Source organism: Bradyrhizobium sp. ISRA442 (genome assembly GCF_038085055.1).
GTDB lineage: Bacteria > Pseudomonadota > Alphaproteobacteria > Rhizobiales > Xanthobacteraceae > Bradyrhizobium.
Genome location: NZ_JALGCN010000010.1, coordinates 74,898 through 91,938, shown reverse-complemented (window position 1 = coordinate 91,938; position 17,041 = coordinate 74,898). Strand labels below are relative to the sequence as shown.

General features: G+C 57.8%; 18 protein-coding genes. 13 read left to right on the top strand and 5 right to left on the bottom strand.

Translation table 11 applies throughout. From position 1 onward, the window contains the following. Window positions 1-14 precede the first annotated feature (14 nt). From MTR72_RS21695 to MTR72_RS21665, 7 genes are all read left to right on the top strand, one after another. Window positions 15-281, top strand: a complete 267-nt coding sequence (locus MTR72_RS21695; RefSeq protein ID WP_280968683.1) for a nodulation protein NopA — start codon at window positions 15-17, stop codon at window positions 279-281. A gap of 115 nt (window positions 282-396) precedes the next feature. Then, window positions 397-1,287 carry a SctD/MshK family protein gene (locus MTR72_RS21690; RefSeq protein ID WP_341510932.1) on the top strand — a complete coding sequence of 297 codons (891 nt, stop codon included), beginning with the start codon at window positions 397-399 and terminating at the stop codon, window positions 1,285-1,287. Between the two features lie 33 nt (window positions 1,288-1,320). Further along, window positions 1,321-1,860 carry a hypothetical protein gene (locus MTR72_RS21685; RefSeq protein WP_341510931.1) on the top strand — a complete coding sequence of 180 codons (540 nt, stop codon included), beginning with the start codon at window positions 1,321-1,323 and terminating at the stop codon, window positions 1,858-1,860. A 2-nt stretch (window positions 1,861-1,862) separates the two neighbouring features. After that, entirely contained in the window at window positions 1,863-2,285 is a 423-nt protein-coding gene (locus MTR72_RS21680) for a histidine kinase (protein WP_122405455.1), read from the top strand. Window positions 2,286-2,293: 8 nt separating this feature from the next. Next, window positions 2,294-4,411 (top strand): type III secretion system export apparatus subunit SctV, encoded by a 2,118-nt coding sequence (gene sctV / locus MTR72_RS21675; protein WP_280968680.1) that lies wholly within the window; start codon window positions 2,294-2,296, stop codon window positions 4,409-4,411. 31 nt (window positions 4,412-4,442) lie between these two features. After that, window positions 4,443-5,063 (top strand): tetratricopeptide repeat protein, encoded by a 621-nt coding sequence (locus tag MTR72_RS21670; RefSeq protein ID WP_341510930.1) that lies wholly within the window; start codon window positions 4,443-4,445, stop codon window positions 5,061-5,063. 184 nt (window positions 5,064-5,247) lie between these two features. Continuing rightward, window positions 5,248-5,673: a hypothetical protein gene (locus tag MTR72_RS21665; protein WP_341510929.1), complete on the top strand. Its 426-nt coding sequence runs from the start codon at window positions 5,248-5,250 to the stop codon at window positions 5,671-5,673. A gap of 376 nt (window positions 5,674-6,049) precedes the next feature. Here the strand turns inward: MTR72_RS21665 and MTR72_RS21660 are convergent, their stop codons facing one another. Then, entirely contained in the window at window positions 6,050-6,400 is a 351-nt protein-coding gene (locus tag MTR72_RS21660) for a hypothetical protein (protein WP_280968678.1), read from the bottom strand. A 127-nt stretch (window positions 6,401-6,527) separates the two neighbouring features. Between MTR72_RS21660 and MTR72_RS21655 the strand changes: the two genes are divergently transcribed. Then, a complete protein-coding gene (locus tag MTR72_RS21655) occupies window positions 6,528-6,692 on the top strand; it encodes a hypothetical protein (protein ID WP_280971194.1) in 165 nt (54 codons plus the stop codon). Here the strand turns inward: MTR72_RS21655 and MTR72_RS21650 are convergent. After that, on the bottom strand, window positions 6,664-6,849 hold the full coding sequence (locus MTR72_RS21650; RefSeq protein ID WP_122405457.1) for a hypothetical protein: 186 nt from the start codon (window positions 6,847-6,849) through the stop codon (window positions 6,664-6,666). The genes MTR72_RS21655 and MTR72_RS21650 overlap by 29 nt on opposite strands. Before the next feature lie 1,247 nt (window positions 6,850-8,096). Here MTR72_RS21650 and MTR72_RS21645 point away from each other — a divergent pair. From MTR72_RS21645 to MTR72_RS21625, 5 genes are all read left to right on the top strand, one after another. Then, complete coding sequence (locus MTR72_RS21645) at window positions 8,097-8,807, top strand: hypothetical protein (protein WP_341510928.1); 711 nt, start codon at window positions 8,097-8,099, stop codon at window positions 8,805-8,807. A gap of 430 nt (window positions 8,808-9,237) precedes the next feature. After that, window positions 9,238-10,590 carry a M16 family metallopeptidase gene (locus MTR72_RS21640; RefSeq protein WP_341511022.1) on the top strand — a complete coding sequence of 451 codons (1,353 nt, stop codon included), beginning with the start codon at window positions 9,238-9,240 and terminating at the stop codon, window positions 10,588-10,590. 59 nt (window positions 10,591-10,649) lie between these two features. Beyond that, a complete protein-coding gene (locus MTR72_RS21635) occupies window positions 10,650-12,023 on the top strand; it encodes a M16 family metallopeptidase (protein WP_280970865.1) in 1,374 nt (457 codons plus the stop codon). Between the two features lie 1,581 nt (window positions 12,024-13,604). Beyond that, window positions 13,605-14,354 carry a hypothetical protein gene (locus MTR72_RS21630; protein WP_280968676.1) on the top strand — a complete coding sequence of 250 codons (750 nt, stop codon included), beginning with the start codon at window positions 13,605-13,607 and terminating at the stop codon, window positions 14,352-14,354. 59 nt (window positions 14,355-14,413) lie between these two features. Then, window positions 14,414-15,133: a hypothetical protein gene (locus tag MTR72_RS21625; protein ID WP_280968675.1), complete on the top strand. Its 720-nt coding sequence runs from the start codon at window positions 14,414-14,416 to the stop codon at window positions 15,131-15,133. Between the two features lie 58 nt (window positions 15,134-15,191). Here MTR72_RS21625 and MTR72_RS21620 read toward each other — a convergent pair whose 3' ends face one another. The 3 genes from MTR72_RS21620 to MTR72_RS21610 are packed head-to-tail and all read right to left on the bottom strand — an operon-like array spanning window position 15,192 to window position 16,537. Continuing rightward, complete coding sequence (locus MTR72_RS21620; protein ID WP_280968674.1) at window positions 15,192-15,395, bottom strand: hypothetical protein; 204 nt, start codon at window positions 15,393-15,395, stop codon at window positions 15,192-15,194. A gap of 10 nt (window positions 15,396-15,405) precedes the next feature. Next, window positions 15,406-16,080 carry an NEL-type E3 ubiquitin ligase domain-containing protein gene (locus MTR72_RS21615; protein ID WP_280968673.1) on the bottom strand — a complete coding sequence of 225 codons (675 nt, stop codon included), beginning with the start codon at window positions 16,078-16,080 and terminating at the stop codon, window positions 15,406-15,408. 22 nt (window positions 16,081-16,102) lie between these two features. Further along, window positions 16,103-16,537: a hypothetical protein gene (locus MTR72_RS21610; RefSeq protein ID WP_280968672.1), complete on the bottom strand. Its 435-nt coding sequence runs from the start codon at window positions 16,535-16,537 to the stop codon at window positions 16,103-16,105. Window positions 16,538-17,041: the final 504 nt, after the last annotated feature.

Sequence of the window (17,041 nt, the reverse complement as noted above, 5' to 3'; positions counted from 1 at the left end):
AATAGGAGCCGCACGTGGCGGCGAAATCGAGCAAACAGGAGAATAGTATGGGTAAAGGAGTTGGTGCGTCTGGTACCTCGACTGCAGGTGGGGCAGCCGGCACCGCTACTGCTGCAGCAGCTTCCACGGCTGCTGAAGTTGCTGGAGAGGCGGCATTCCAAAAGCAAATCGCCGCTCTGACTGCGACCAGCACAAAGGCTGCTGAGAGGGATGTGGAACTTCGCGTTGTCTCGACTGAGCTTTCGACTATCAAAAAAGCGGCCGATGAGCGGGTGCAGTAAGGGATGAGATGGGGCGGCGTCGCCGCCCCACTTTCCCCGGCTGCTTAGTCTGTGAAGTCGCAACGGGCCGTACGGTTTTGCCGTACGGTCCCGTTCGCTATTCAGGAAACTGACCGTGAATGAACCAAATTGCTTGCATTTCGAAGTGCTGTCGGGGGGTTATTCTGGGCTGACAAGTAAAGTGGGGATCGGATCGTGTCTGATTGGCAGCAGCCTCGATGCAGACTTAATCTTCGTCGAACAAGGCCTCGAACCGCACCATCTCCGTGTCACCCCGCATTCCAATTCAATCGAGATCGAGGCCCTTGCGAGGGACGTCAGGATCGAGGGGCACGAGACTGTTTTAGCGAATGAGCCCATTGTTGTCCCTCTTCCTGTCGTTTTGCATGCCGGGGCGATGTCCATTCGCTGGACGATCGAGGACTACAAACAAGCTGGCTCCGTCGACCGCCGGCGTATATCGCTCGCCGTTCTCACTTTTGTCCTGATCAGCTCTGCCGCGGTTGGCGCAGTCTCATCCAGTTTTGTCCAGACCGACACCACCGTGGCGTCAAGCCGGTCGTCCCCTGCTACGACCATTGCACCCACGCTGGCGCTCAGCGCTCCTGATGCTTTGGCCACCAATGCAGCTGCCGAGCGGCTGCAAGAGGAAGTTGACAGAGCGGGCCTTGTCGGCATCAAGGTCGGCTCTGGGGCGGGCGTTGTCACCGCCGACGGCACCGTTACGCCCGCCTCGCTCGCCACATGGCGAGACGTCCAGCAGCGGTTTGATCAAAATAGCAATGGCGCTTATACGCTTGTCAATGCGGTCGCCATCAAGGTTGAGAAGACGCCCCCAGCAATTGAGGTCCAAGCTGTTTGGCGCGGGAGCGAACCCTATATTGTCGTTGCTGGTCAAAAGTATTTCGTCGGCGCGCTCTTGAGCAATGGATGGACCGTCTGCGGGATTGAGGAAGGGCGTGTTTTGCTGAGCCGGGATGGTCGGCTTGCCACCCTACCCTATTAGCGTTTTAGGCCGCAGGTAAGGAAGCAAAGTGCCATGACTAGGCTGCCCCCGAATCCCGTCAAGCCTGGCACCTCTTTTCAGGAGCCAAACGTCGATCATCATGCATCTGCCATCACGCCCGTTAGTTCTCGAGGCAAGTCCATCGGGATTGATCGGACGCGTGGCAATGATAACAAGAGCCACACCTCAATTTCTCGTCACAGCGACGTGCTGGATCCGTTGGTGGACGCCACGATCGAGAGCGCGCTCGAGCTCAGTTCGATCGATGCAGTTTCGCGCGTCAATCTCGACGAGGCGCGCGCCCCGCCAGGTCAGGTCGAGCCAGGCTCGGAACTCGCTTGGCTTAATGAGCCCAATCTCGCGCACGGTCTGCTCTCCTTCGTGACGCCGCGCTTACGTCATTCGCATGTTCTGCGTCCAGAGCAACACGGCCTTCTTCTGGAGCGTTTGGCTGATACGCTATCAGCCGCGCCAGAGGATTTGGTGTCACGTGAAGGGGCCGCGCTTCTGCAACTGGAGCTGCAGCAATTAATCCTGCTCCGGCAGAGTCACAACGGCTTGATCAAAGGCTAGCGATGGCCGGGCCAGACAAAGTGCAACACTTCACATCTACACAGCGCGTTTCCGAAGCCGGCGCTGTCGAGCTGATCTCCGGGCCGGAGCGAGATTTGCTCTGCGTGCTTTCTTATGTCTACCTTGCGTGCGGACAGAGCGCCAAGAGCCTGGCTCTGTTGCGGCTGGTCGCTCACGAACAGTCCCAAGACATCGGCCTGCTCCGCATCCTGGCCTACGCTCTCATCTCGGAGCGTCGCGGTGACGAAGCACTGTCGGTATTGGACAAGCTTGATAAACTGGATGACGAGCCATCTTCGTGTCTGCCCTTGATGCTGATGCGCAGCCACGCCCTGCGTCACGCTGGCCGCATGACCGAAGCGCAAGCCGTCTTCAAACGCTATGTTTTGTTGCGGGGCAGCACAGCTGCAATCGAACAACAATAAGGCTTCTCATGGCCAACCTTCTACGAAATCTCATCACGCGCGCGCCGGCTCACCCGGATTTGATGGTCGCGTTGATGCTTCTTCTGGCGATCGGAATGATGATCATGCCGATCCCGATCATCGTGATCGATATGCTGATCGGCTTCAATCTGGGGTTTGCCATATTGCTGTTGATGGTAGCCCTGTATCTCAACACGCCGCTCGACTTTTCGTCCCTGCCGGGCGTCATCCTGATCTCCACCGTCTTTCGTCTCGCTCTTACCGTTGCAACGACGCGACTGATCCTAGCCGAGGGCGATGCCGGCAGCATCATCCATACGTTCGGCGATTTCGTCATATCCGGCAACATCGCCGTCGGCATTGTCATATTCCTGATCGTGACCATGGTGCAGTTCATGGTTCTCGCCAAGGGCGCCGAACGGGTGGCGGAGGTATCGGCGCGCTTCACGCTCGATGCGCTGCCGGGCAAGCAGATGGCGATCGACGCGGAGCTGCGCAACGGCCATATCGATCAGCACGAAGCCCGCAGCCGGCGCGGCGCGCTGGAGCGAGAAAGCCAACTGCACGGGGCGATGGACGGCGCCATGAAATTCGTGAAGGGCGATGCCATAGCCGGACTCATAGTCATCTGCATCAACATGCTGGGTGGCATCACGATCGGATCACTCTCCAAGGGCATGTCCCTCGAGGAGGCGATGCATCAATACACCATCCTGACGATCGGTGATGCGCTCATTTCGCAGATTCCGGCCCTGCTGCTGTCAATTACCGCAGCAACCATTGTTACTCGTGTCAACGGTCCTTCCAAACTCAATCTCGGCGCCGATATCGTCAACCAACTTACGGCCAGCACACAAGCGCTACGCTTGGCCTCCTGTGTCTTGCTTGTGATGGGGCTCGTTCCTGGCTTCCCTTTGCCCCCCTTTGTCATACTGGCCGCGCTCTTCTCCGCCGCCAGCTTTCTCAAGGTTGGCGTGCAAGAGGGCAAGACCGCTCCCAAAGCCGGCGCCGGTCCCACCGGTTCGGCTCCCGCTTCCGCACAGGGTCAGAAGCAAGCCGTGCCCGCGGAGGCACTTCCAATTACGCTGTTGCTAGCGCCGAGCCTGATGCAGGCAATCGACGTAGGGGAACTCGAGCAGTGCGTCGCTCGGGTTTCGGCACTGGTTTCAGCTGATCTTGGCATCACAATTCCACGCATTCCCGCCCAAAGCGCAAAGCACCTGGCCCAATCGCAATTCCGGGTGGATGTCGAAGGAGTGCCCGTGGAAGAGGGCGCCATTGACCCTACACAACTCTTACTTAACGACGACGTGGCGAACATTGATTTGAGCGGGATCCCCTTTTGGCACGACCCAGACACGAATCGGATCTGGATCAAACAAGTCCATGCGCCTGCTCTCAAAGCTGCCGGAATAGGGCACCACCGTCCGAGCGAAATCATCGCCCTGCGCGTCCAGTTAACGTTGACGCGCTATGCACAGCGCCTGGTGGGCATTCAGGAAACGCGTCAGTTGCTTGGCCGGATGGAGCAGGAATATGCCGATCTGGTGAAAGAGGTGCTGCGCACGACACCGATCCCTCGCATCGCGGATGTCCTACGTCGCTTGCTGGACGAGGGCATCCCGATCCGGAACACCCGTTTGGTTTTGGAGGCGCTTGCAGAATGGAGCGAACGGGAACAAAATGCCGTACTGCTCACCGAATATGTGCGCTCCGCTCTGAAGCGGCAGATCTGTCACCGCTACGCCAACGCCCATCGTGTTGTGGCGGCTTTTATCGTCGAGCGCGAGACCGAGGATATCGTGCGCAGTGCGGTGCGCGAGACCGCTGTCGGTCCCTATCTCGTTTTGGAGGATCGGCAAAGCGAGATGCTGCTTTCACAATTTCGCCAGATCCATTCGAGCATCGCACGCAGTCAGAACCAGCCAGTTATCCTGGGCTCGATGGATATCCGGCGCTTCGTCCGCGGCTTTCTCACCCGCAATGGAATAGACCTACCTGTTCTCTCCTATCAGGATCTCGCCTCGGATTTCACCGTCCAGCCGATTGGCTCCGTCAAACTTGCGCCCGGCAAGGACAAGACTCCTACAGGCGGGCATCGTGACCTCCTCCCTGCGGCCGGCTGACGAGCACACGTTTGGGGTCGTGAGGACGCTTATGAATTCATGTAAGATTAACGTTCTGCGGCGCTGGCGTAATTTTCGTCGCCATTCGTGCTCGGCCTTTCTCCCCATGCTTGCCATTGTGCTGCTCGCGGGTTGCGTTAACTCGCACAAGTCGGGTCTTTCACAGCAGCCGACGTCTACGGCAGAACTGGTCGGGGCCAAGGAGGTCGATCCAGCTATGCGCGAGCGCATCGCTCACGCCCTCGGTCGGGATGCTGACGAGGAGGCTTTGCGCGATGCACTGAAGCAACGACCGGACAATGTTGATGCCGCGATTCCTCTTGCGCGGGCTTTGCTGGCACGCAAATGCCCGAATGATGCGCTTGAGGTGCTCGACGGGATCTTATTGGCAGCCCCTGGCGACCTGCGCGCATTGAATGCCAAAGCAGTTGTTCTCGATCACGAGGGCCGACATCTGGAGGCCCAAGAACTCTACCGCCAAGCTCTCGCAGCGGAACCCGCAAACCCGATGCTGCGCAATAACTTCAAACTGTCCCTCGCCCTTGAAGGTAAGACGGAGGCCGGCGGCGCCAACCCAGCACCGCAGGCGGACGGCCGGCACTTCGCGGCGCTATCTCGAACGAGCCAATGCGGGAGCGGATCGGAATGGTGACGTCTTGATGCTAAGCTGTCAGCATACCGACAGCTAGGCTTACCATCAATGCGGAACACTCAATCGGCGGCAGCCCTCGCGACCTCGTCGATACAAATGGGAGGCTTCATGTTTCAGCGCACCAGCAATTTATCCGATACCAAATGCGCTTCCGAGGCCGATGAAATGAGAACGAGCGCGACTAATGACCGGTACTACGCGCATCGCCAAAGATTCGCCGGATATACTCTCCTTCCTGAATTCGGCGCCATCGAGTTTCTCCTCTGATTCATTTTCGGCTGCAGTCCCGCCATACGCGCTGGTTGACGAGCCACCGGTGGTTGAGATCTCAAGATCTTCATTCGAGAACAAGCTGACGGAGTTTTATGGCGGAGACATAGAGCATATTGCTGCGAATCCCCAGCGATACCCTAGCTCGGGTGTCCCGAAAGGCTCAACGAACAGCGGACGTTGCGTTTTGCTTCGGCACGAAGTCTGGTTCGGAGAAAGCGCGATATTTCAGCTATCAGCTCGAGAACAAGAGCGCCGGGCCCTGAGAACGGAAGCCGGAGGTCGCCCGAGTGAGCTGTTCAAGCGCAAAAATGATTGGCGCGAACAATTTCCTGGGTGAGATGAACTCACCTCAATAATAGATTTCCGGGCTACTCATCCGCTTGTCGATAACGCGGGCGATATCTTGCTTGAACATCAGCTCCGGATCGACGGCAACGAACCGCTCGTCCTCTCTCACTCTTTCAATCCGGAAGCGAAAGCCCGCGCAGCAGCGTTTGGCTTGTTGAGGTAAGTGACTCGATGATGGTGCTTGATCCCACCAAGCACGAGGACAAATGGAAAAAGGATGCAAATGGCAACGAGCGGGTAAACCGCCTTTGTATCTTGCCGCAACTGAAGACAATAGCGGCAATGCCAGGTGTACCGAGAGTGCGGCAAAGCCCGCGAACGATCCGTATGATGATGAATATGACTTTATGTAGAGCGTACAGGCTCTACACGAAGATAACCCACGTCATTGGCCAGATCGACTTTGGCGAGTCAGCCTCGCATCTCATGCCCTTCGCCATATAACTCTTGATCAATGATTTCTGCATCCGCAGGAGATGGCGGAATTGCGCTTTTGATAAGCCGGAGTTTCCATTTTCCTTGCGTGGCGCAACATCGGATCTTCCGGCTGGCCAGCGCGCGCCGACATTCATCAGGCGATCATACACGAGCTCCTGGCGGCTAGCAGATTTACTCGGCATGCCCCTCTTACGGTCGGCTTTAGGGCTTAATGTTTGCACGGCACCGCGACGAACGGTGCCGAACCAAGGAGTTCTTCTTGCCGAATGCGAACGCATCATCCCTCCGGGCAACGTAACGGCGCCCTTGGCACAGCGTCGGCGAGGGCGGAAGCAATCCACAGAGCTGAGCTATCCCGTGGCTGGACGAGGGCCCGGGATGTGCTGGCGGAGATGATGAAGCTGTTTGAGCGTTCTATTCGAAGCTCCCGCCGATGAATTCCCAGCGCGGCCGCTTGCGCGACTGGATCGTTTGGCCAGCATTGCCTTTCATGATCCGACCTATTGGCCAGATGGTGGATTCTTTTCATCGTCGAGCGCAATCAAGCAGGACGTGCAGCAGAACAACTGAAGTATCTCTCGATCTCCGCGATCGCGCGTTCCTCCCACTCTGCAGCTTGCGCTAGCAATGAGTCCCGTTGGATTGGCCGAAATGCGGCGGACTGACGGCACAACGAAGCTATCGCGCGATAGCGGCGCACGTTTTCCATAACGGCCGGTCCGGTCATGTGTGGATCTCCTCCCCTGCTATCCCGGGCAAGAACTTGCTCGAAAACCGTTTTCGATCCGTTAGCGGTCGGAGTGGAAGCCGTGAATGGTTGGCAGAACCTTGCCGGCATGACAGAGGCCGATAATGAATGTCTTCCACAAGGAGCACATCCACATAAAACCCGGCTCGGCAGTGCTCCATCCGGGCGCTTCTGCACCCCGTTGGCTCAGTTTATTGGTTGGATAGCGGAGTTAGCAATAGCTAGCGCGAGCGAGGCACGTTTCGGCTTGCAATCTCAATCAGGATGACTGTGAACTGGCCTGTCGTTGGAATCCTCACTAACTAATTTGAGCAATCCGTTTATTGGTGATTTGAAAGACAGAGAGCCGGCGCTTTGTCGCCATCCTTTTGCCTCCATAAACAGCAAACGGCACGCAACTGTGACTTCCTCCGTCTCATCGAAGCTAGCGAGATTGAGCAGTTGTTTACCTCGCCGGTCGACAACCGAAATGCTGCTTAGCGACGGATCCTCTCAATCGCGCAACCCTAGGCAATCTACCAGGTCGCGTAAGCTTATCGCATAAGCTTCTGATTCTCTTCCGTCGCTCCGTTTACTTGATTTAGCGGTGCGCTTGCGCGGCGGGAGTGCACAGGGATTTCACCGAGAATTTAGCGGAATCGAAGAAGGCCAGAGAGATACTCATCGATACTCATGATGAGGTGTTTCATCCGTGCACTCCCTTTCAAGGAAGTCGTATCGCCGCAACTGCCGAAAATTAAAGGGCTATGGGAACGAGGCTAACGTTCGGATCCACTGGGACGCAGACTACCACCATTGGTCCACACCCGATTGATGCCGGGGACTCCCATCGGATGCCACGTGTGCCGCTAATTGTGCTTCAAAACGTGCCGCAGTCCTACCCCTCAATATGCGGCGTCGTGGATCTGCTGAAACTATCGTGCCTGTCAGCATGGCGGCCCGCCAGAGCGCCCCTCGCGAGGTCAAGTGAGGCCGTTTTAGACCCGCAACTAGCAATGACAAGTGTCCCTGGTTTTGCGGCCGTGTGGATCACAAAAGGCTACTGCGCCATTCAAGGGGACACTGCAGCCAGCCGAAAGACCTCTGGCCATCAGCCTACCAAAACAAGGAGACGACGGCCTCTTGTTTGTAGCATATGCTCTGCGAGCGTACGGATGACACGAGCGTACGGATGACAACAATTGTGCGCCGGCGCGCTCGCATCCTACGCGTTTAGGGGCACTCGGATGATCACGCCGTTTCGACGGAACTGGAGTCCAAAAGAATTATTCAATACTCTTACGCCAGCGATGTTCGCCGCCGAGCCGTCGGCTGTCCGCGCACGTTGGGACAAATTGTGGCCTGATCTGTACACCGAATATGACGCCCGGTACTTGAAACAAGAATTAGTGGCGAGAAATCTTATCGCTTCCGATGAAGCTGCCGCATTCTTCAACGCCTGGGCGATTGACGAAGAGCGCCACACCGACGGATTCATCCGGATCATTGAACTTGTCGCTAATGGATCCGAAAAGAATCTTCGGGAGAGATTGGAGGCTCGATCTCATGATTTTGGTCCGATCGTTGAACACCTGAAGGACGAATTTTCCCTAATGGTTATGATCGCATTTGATGAGATGTGCACTTGTCGCGCCTATGCAGCAGAAAAGCCGTTTTACGACACACTTGGGAACAGCATGTTCCATCATTGGCTGAGGGAGGTAATTGCCGACGAGGCGGTCCACTCGATGAACGCCGTTAACGTTATCCGCGCGCGCTATCGCGACCGCATTAGCCAAGTCGGCACAATTCTCGATAACCTAATCCGCGCGGCCGATAATCTACGCTATTCTGGCACCTTCGTCCTCGACTACTTCGGCGCAGTGTACTCCAAGGAGCTGCTCGCCGACTCCCGCCTCGCGACCATGAGAAATATTGCCAAGCCATTCATCGTGTAGAGCGAGATGTGTAACCGCGAGCCTGCGGAAAGTTGCACCGACGTCATACCGCCGCTCAATCCACCCCTTCTGCAAGTTTTCCATTCTGCCAGTTGACGCCAAGTCATCCTGACGCGTCGTGCGTAAATGTCGTGTTCACGACACGTCGACGGTTCACCTTTTGCCAGGATGGTACGCGCCAGTTCTATTTTGTGTCCAGTTGGCGTGCGCGCGGCCGTGAGTACGCCCCTCCGGCAATTGGTCCGGTCTTTGCTCTGGTGTTTGGCAAACGACGCGCGGCTCCCCGCTTTGTCGGATTTGTCCACCATGAACGTGGATCAGTATGGAAGATGCCATGAAGAATGGGATTTCGGTCACCGCCAAGGCAGGAGGTACTGCCGCTAATGCCTCTGGCTCGACGACGCTCACCGCGCTGGCGGTCGAGCACAGAATGGATGATAGCACTGACTTATATCTTCCTGAAGGGGAGAGCGTCTTTGCCGACACGGTCAGATCGGATCGACCAGCTAGCTTCACGCTTCAGAACGGCCTCCAGGTGGTCGTGATCCCGGATCATCGCACACCCGTTGTGACTCAGATGATCTGGTATAAGGTCGGTTCCGCCGACGAGCCGCCTGGCAAATCGGGGCTTGCGCATTTCCTCGAACACCTGATGTTCAAGGGCACCTCGAAACATCCGGCGAATGAATTCTCCAAGGCCGTCCTGCGCGCCGGCGGAAATCAGAACGCCTTCACCGGGCTCGACTACACCAGCTACTTCCAGCACGTGCGGCGCGAGCACCTCGGCAAGATGATGGAATTTGAAGCCGACCGCATGACCGGTCTCATTCTCAAAGATGAGGACGTGCTTTGCGAGCGCGACGTCGTGCTGGAGGAATTCAATATGAGCGTCGCCAACAATCCAGGTGAACGTCTCGCCGAGCAGATGATGGCGGCGCTTTACCTCAACCACCCCTACGGTCGCCCCATTATCGGGTGGCGCCAGGAAATCGAAAAGCTTACCCGAGAGGACGCGCTTACCTTCTACAAGCGCTTCTATGCACCGAACAACGCGATCCTGATTGTCGCCGGCGACGTCGCCCCCAAGGAAATCCGCTCGATGGTGACGGACACATTTGGCGGCATCCCCGCGCAAGCATCGATTCCCGTGGAACGCCTGCGGCCGCAGGAGCCGACGCCGGCCGCGCCGCGCACAGTGACGTTGGCCGATGCCCGCGTCGAGCAGCCCGCCCTGCACCGCTATTATCTTGTACCATCGGCTCGCACCGCGGCCGCCGGCGAGGGTCCAGTGCTTGACGTGCTCGAGCAGTTGATGGGCGGCGGCGTCAACTCATATCTCTATCGCTCGCTGGTGGTCGAAAAGCAGCTCGCGGTCACTGCCGGAGCGACCTACCACTCTGCCGCGCTCGATCCCTCGCTATTCGCGATTTCTGCCGTACCAAAACCCGGCGTCAAACTCAGCCAGATCGAGCGCTCCATCGACGAGGTAATAGCGGACATTGCGGGTAATCCCGCGAGCACCGAAGATCTCGAGAGGGTCAAGACGCGGCTGATCGCGCGGGTAACCTACGCCCAGGACAATCAGGAAATGCTCGCGCGCTGGTATGGCCGCGGCCTGACAACGGGATTATGCATCGACGATATTCGGGGCTGGCCGGACGGTATCCGCGCGGTCGGTGCACAGCAGGTGCACGAGGCCGTGCGGAAATGGCTCGACAAGAAACGGTCTGTGACCGGCTATCTGATCAAAGATTCCACCCCAAAACACGGGGAGAAGCTCTAATGATCCATCCCTGCACACGACGTGAGATCCTCCTCGGGGGAGCCTCGCTCTCAATCGCGATGCTCGCTTCGCCAAATTCGCTCGGCGCCACGAGGACGCTTGCCCGGACCAGGATCAAGCGCCTGGTTTCGTCTTGCGGTATAGAAGCCTGGTTCGTACAGGATTCCACTGTCCCGTTGATCGCGATGGAATTTGCCTTCACCGGCGGCGCGACTCAGGACCCCGCTCAAAAACCTGGCGTAAGCCACATGGTTGCTGGCCTGCTCAAGGAAGGTTCCGCCGGGCTTGACTTCAAGACCTTTCATGAGCGGCTCGACCATCGTGCCATTGATCTGCATTTTCAGTCGACCCATGATCACTTCCGCGGTTCCTTGCGCACGCTCGAGGACAGCGCAGACGAAGCCTTCGACCTTTTACGGATGGCGCTAACCTCGCCCCGTTTCGATGCGGCCGATGTCGAACGGATCCGTGCCACTGTGCTTGCGCGCCTTCGGCACGACTCGACCGACCCTTCGTCTCTGGCCCATCACAAGTTCCTCGAAGTCGCCTTTAGCGATCATGCTTATGCTCGCCCAGCCGGCGGCTCGCTGGAAAGCGTGCCGAAAATCGAGGTCGCGGATCTCAAGGGCTATGTCCGACGCGTGATCGCAAAAGACACGCTCACAATCGCGGTGGTCGGCGACGTCGATCCAGGGGTCCTCTGCAAACTGCTCGACAAGACCTTTGGCAACCTGCCGACCAAGGCGGAAGCGACGCCGGTTCCCGAAGTCGTCGCAGCAAAGCCGCCGCAGCGAGTCTTTATTCCGCTCGACGTGCCGCAGACAGTTGTGACTTTTGGCGGTCCAGCCGTCCGTCGCAGCGAGCCCGATTTCATGGCCGCCTATGTCGTCAACCACATCCTCGGCGGCGCCGGCCTGACGTCGCGCCTGTTCCGCGAAGTCCGCGAGAAGCGCGGACTGGCCTATTCGGTTCGTGAGAACCTGGTCTGGTTGGATCATTCAGCCGTGTTTCTCGGCAATAGCGGCACCTGCGCCGATCGTGCCCACCAAACGGTCGAAGAAATCGAGAAGCAGGTCCGCCACATCGCCGAGGAAGGACCGACTCAGCAGGAACTCAATGATGCAAAGTCCTACCTGAAGGGCTCGCAAATGCTGGCTCTCAACACATCATCAAAGCTTGCGCGAACGCTGTTGCAGCATCAGCTTGACAAGCTGCCCATGGACTATTTCGAAAAGCACGACGCCGTGATCGATGCTGTGACGTTGGAGGACGCCAAGAGAGCAGCGCAGCGGCTGTGGGGCGAGGGTCTGCTCACAATTATCGTCGGCCGCTCCCCAAAGGACGCAGCGCAGCCGACCACCATGCCGTCGGCGACCACACCCCCGCCAGGCGCCCAGCAGCCAGACGCCGCCCCGACGGCGCCACCGAATTGACTTTCTAGCAGCCCAGGCGCTTAACAAGCGCCTGGCTGTTGCGCGCAGAGTGCGTCCAGCCACCCGCCTTTAGCTCGGGGAGATATTCGCTCGCCGACAGTTACCATGCGGCCTGAGCGCCGTTTTTGTTCAAACGCGTTGCCAAACAAGCAGTCCGGGTTGAACTCTTCAGGGTAACCAAATGCAAGATAGAAAACGGCCGCAGCGAACACTAAGTTGAGGCGCTGTCGTCGTGCCAATGGGCAATAGCTCAGACGTAGAGATAACCGCTTACCAAATGGCTTGCCCCTAATTCTTTTCATTTCCAGCCTAACCAGCGATGCCCGGATCGGAGCTCTTCGCAGCGCCAGAGGATCGCTACTTTCGGCGGCCTTCGGCGGCAGCTATGAGGTCGACGCTTCCTGTTTTCCACGCTTCCCTCCATTGTTGCAGTAGGTATCCGCCTTAGTCGCGTTCAGTTGTGCTCGGGCCGCGTTACGGGGTGGCGTTATGTACCGTGGCGCCAGCGGGATCGATGCCCCTCAAGCGCAAACTCTAGGGGAGCGTCTGGCAACGATTCGGTGGTTGCCCCATATGAAGGCAAGCATGGCGTAGCTTTACGCCGAGGCCGACTATGCCGACCAACTATCTAAAGCGCGACCGACCAGAAGAAACGAGAACTGGACGCGCACCTCGCATCCCATTTCAGGGCGGGCTTGCCTAGTAAACGAAAGGGTGGTCAGAGTGGACGGTTTAAAACGGTAATGTACACCGTCCGCCGCACTCAAGGAAGCGGCCCAGCGAGAGCGCACGCGCGCCAGGCCATCGTTCATTCCCTGCAGATTCTTCTCGACCCGCACCACGTAGCGTCATCGGCGAAATCTGTGCCCAAGAGAAAGATCGCCGGTCGCATTCGCTCGACGCCGGCTTCTTTTGACGGAGCGTCCTCGCTGTCGCTTCGCCACCGATGTTGCTCCGTCGGGCTTCGTCCCGCTCACCCTTCGATCTCGTTCTCCATGACACGATAATCTCGCCTCAGCTTGAACAGATGCATGCTTGCCATTTGCGTCAGCAACCCGTTTCAACGCTCGCATATCTCAATATTCTTCAGCAGAGCGAGAGATCGGTCGTTCAGGCACATCTCTCAGTACTTGTCCGCCGAACAGACAACGATCTGATCCAGCAGACGTTTGATGATTTGCCAAGCCATAGTCGGACCGCTTAGCACCGGCTCGATTGTGCTTCGCCGAGCTCGCAATCTGACGCTACGTAAGAATCGGTCGCTTCATGCCAATCTAGATAGCGGCGCAATAGATATGGCAATCGTAACGATCACCACAGGCAGACCGTTGGTTCTTGGCGGCGCGCATTCCAGCCGCCTACAAACCTCACGTAGATCACCAGCACAAGTGATTTACTCCCCACCTCGGCCTGCATCGTCGTTGCGTGCTCATTCGCTTGATGTTGAAAACGTTCATCGGTTGCACAGCTCTCGCATCGAAGGTTCATTGCCCCTTCTTTCTGCCATGTTCGCACCCAAAGCAGTGACGCGCCGGTTGCGCAGTTTGCGCGCGGCAATAGCGAGTGTCTCAGGAGATTTCCATGGTGAAGCCAGTTGTAATTGTGGTAGGTGCGGACAAGGGAGGAGTCGGCAAAACGACCGTATCACGAACGCTACTGGACTACTTCAGCGTCAACAACGTGCAAACACGCGCATTCGACACGGAGTCGCCGCGGGGAACGCTGAAGCGCTTTTATCCCGAGATCACCGAGATCGTTGACATGACGACGACAGCGGACCAGATGAAGATCTTCGATACCCTGAACTCAGGGCTGTCCGTCACTGTCATTGATGCTCGCGCAGGCTTACTGTCCTCTGCCCTGGCTTCCTTGCGCGACATCGGATTTCTGGACACGGCGCGGTCTGGCCAGATAACATTCGCCGTGTTCCATATCCTGGGATCATCCATCGCTTCGCTAGACGAGATCGCGGAGACCGCGACCTTCATGAGCGGCGCAAAGTACTACCTAGTCAAGAACTTCATCAACGACACTCAATTCTTCCAGTGGGATCAAGCGACCTATAATTCCTATTTTCACCGCATCAAACATGCGACTGAGTTGGTCATACCGAAGCTTAACGAGATGGCTTATGAGCAGGTGGAAGTCGCATCCGTCCCATTCATAGACTTCGTTGCAAACAAGGGGCGGAACGATGAACCCGCGAACAACTCCTTCGTGCTGCGCGGCTATGTCCGGCACTGGCTGGCAAATGTCTGGAGCGAATTTGATCGCATCAACTTGACGGAATTGGCCGGCGCCAAGTCCGCCACCCGAGCCGGCGAGAAGTAGTCGCATATTCGGCGAGCCCAGGTCGGGCCCACGTACGAAACGAAATTGATCTGCTGGCTATGTTAGCAACCCCCATCTACATCATTTGCTCTCCTAGCCCGCAGGTCGGTAAAACTCTCATCGCTCGGGCCATGAGCGAGTTCTTGTTGCTGAAAAACGGCACAGCACTGTCGTTTGACGTCAACTTGAAAGAGCCGTCGTTGCTCGACTACCTCCCCAACATCACGGAGACCGCGGATGTGATCGACACTTATGGCAAGATGCAGCTGATGGACCCTCTTATTATCCACGACCGGGTAGCCAAGGTGATCGATCTCGGCTTTCACGCCTTCGACGAATTCTTCAGGATGTGCGAAGAGATCGGCTTCATGAAGGAGACGGCGCGCTGCTATGTCGCCCCCATCATCCTCTTCGTCGCGGGCGCTGACCGCATCTCCTTTCGCGGTTATGAAATGCTGCGGCGGCGAATTCCACCGGCGTCGCTGGTCACCGTCCACAATGAATTCGTGCTGCGTGGCGGATTACCTGAAGCGATGGATGGCGAGCGGGTGCTTCGAATTCCCGCACTTCCGCTGTTCCTCAAGAGATATATAGACCGGGTTAGCTTTTCGTTCACTGGATATCTGCGCAACGAGAAGGACTGGTCCACCGAGCTGCATCAATGGATCCGACGGAATTACAGCATGTTTCGCGACCTGGATTCGAGTGTGATGCTGCGAAAGTCCTATCGATCTCGAGGGACGGATATCGACAGTCTACGTTGCACAAGGGCTACTTGAGATTCCGATAGGCTCGCCATCTGTTCGTCCGGCCTATGAGTAGTCTTCAATGGCGTTCTCAACGAGACGCGAACGCATGAATTGCGGTATACGACTCTTCAGTGGATTGCGCATCTTTACCGTGATCGTCCGCACGAACAACGCGACCGGCAATTGACGGCAGCTCATTCGCCGAATGGCTCATGCAGGCACGCCCGTCCTCGAAAGGATCGATGACTGTCTTCACCTTGTGAGCGGCAGGCGGATCGACGATCCCTTCCATCAGAGAGCGCTCATAGATCAAGGCCGAGTTTCCCGAGCACCTGGTGCATGACCGCGCATTCGATCTCGCGGGCGATCTCGTTTCGAGATCTGGGCACCCGCTCGGCATCGGTATCGGCGTCGCCTGTCAAACCTTGCTGGGCCAGTCGGAGATTCAGACGGGTTTGAGACTCTTCGCCCATCGCGTCGACGAGCCACTCCTGCATGGCAGCATAATCTTCGGGCGCGATGCGCCTCGTCACGCTTTCCCACGGTTGCCAGCGCGTTGCCAGATAGTCCGGAAATTCCACCGCTTGCTGATTCCGCACCGATGCCTCAGCGCTGGCCACATCGTCCTTGGTCACGTGAGAGACATTCATGAACCGCATGTCCGGAGCGATGTGCCGCAGCTCGAGCGGCTCGCGCAGCTGGGTCTGGTAGGCAAGGTAGACTTCGATTTCATCGACGTCCGCGTCGGGATCGGCACGACGAAGCGAGTTGCCCCTCTCGCGCGCGATCCCCTCCAGCGCTTCCAAGCGAAACATGACGCGGCCGTGCTGGAGCAGTTCGCCCAGTCGCCCGTCATAGAAGCCGTCCTCGACATCAGCGTTTAGGCGTGCGGTCTGCATGCCGTTCCAGACCAAAGTAATGCGATCTTCGCAGCTCGCGTTCGCTCCCGAAGCCAACCCGAAATATTGCTCGCGCACACGCGGCCTGACGGCTGCCTGCCTAGTTCACGGTGCCCCGGAGCCTGTCGAGGAAGCGTGCATAGTCCGCGGCCCCCGCTTCATGGGCGAAGTGCTGCCAAGTGATGGCATCGAGCCGGCGCAGGCCAGGTGGAAGCTCGGGTAGGCTGGTGAGCCGATTGCTAGCGTAGAGCCGTTGGATGCTGACCGGAATGGTCTCGGGCAGGCTGTTGAGCTGATTGTCGTCGACATTCAGGCGTCGCAACCCGACCAGAATGGACGCCGACAAGGCGGTCAAGGACAGAGACGACAGATCTAGCGGCTCATTGAGATCGCCCGTGCCCCGCCAAGCCCTCGTTCGACTTACCGCCTGTTGCCGATCCTCATGTTGCCCCTGCCCGTCTTCGGCAGCCCAGTCCGTCAACACCTCGTCCTGCGAGGCAGCCGCCTCGGCAGCGGACGCCTGCACGTCCGTCAAGGCCTCTCCCCACGCGATACGGCCGGAGAGCCCGGTTCGGAGCTTTCCGAATCGGAAGTTGCGGAAGGCGTACCAGTGCCGAGCTGTTCTGTATTCATCGATGTCGTCTCTTCCTTAGCAAAATGAAGCGAACGCGCCGGGGCGGAACCGGTAATCCCCCACCATGGATGACGCTCCACCCGCTAACTGCAATGAGGTGACACAGCGGGGCCGTCACGCACGGCTGGCGCGAATACGCTGCTGCGAGTGCTACCGAGTAACTTCAGACGGTGCAGCGAATCCAGGCGAAGTCTCGCTGGTGGATCGGTTGATATTGGAGTCTATCCCGGTGTCCCCTGCCAGATCTGCGCCCGTTGAGCCGGGCCTGCCAGCGAGTATCGGTGATAGGAGAGCCAGCTGTCGATAAGCTGACGGACCGCGGAGCGACGAAACTGGACGGCCCCAATCAATTTCTCAATCTTAGGCTCAGCGCTCCGCAGACGAATCACTTCGAGCTGGGCCGAC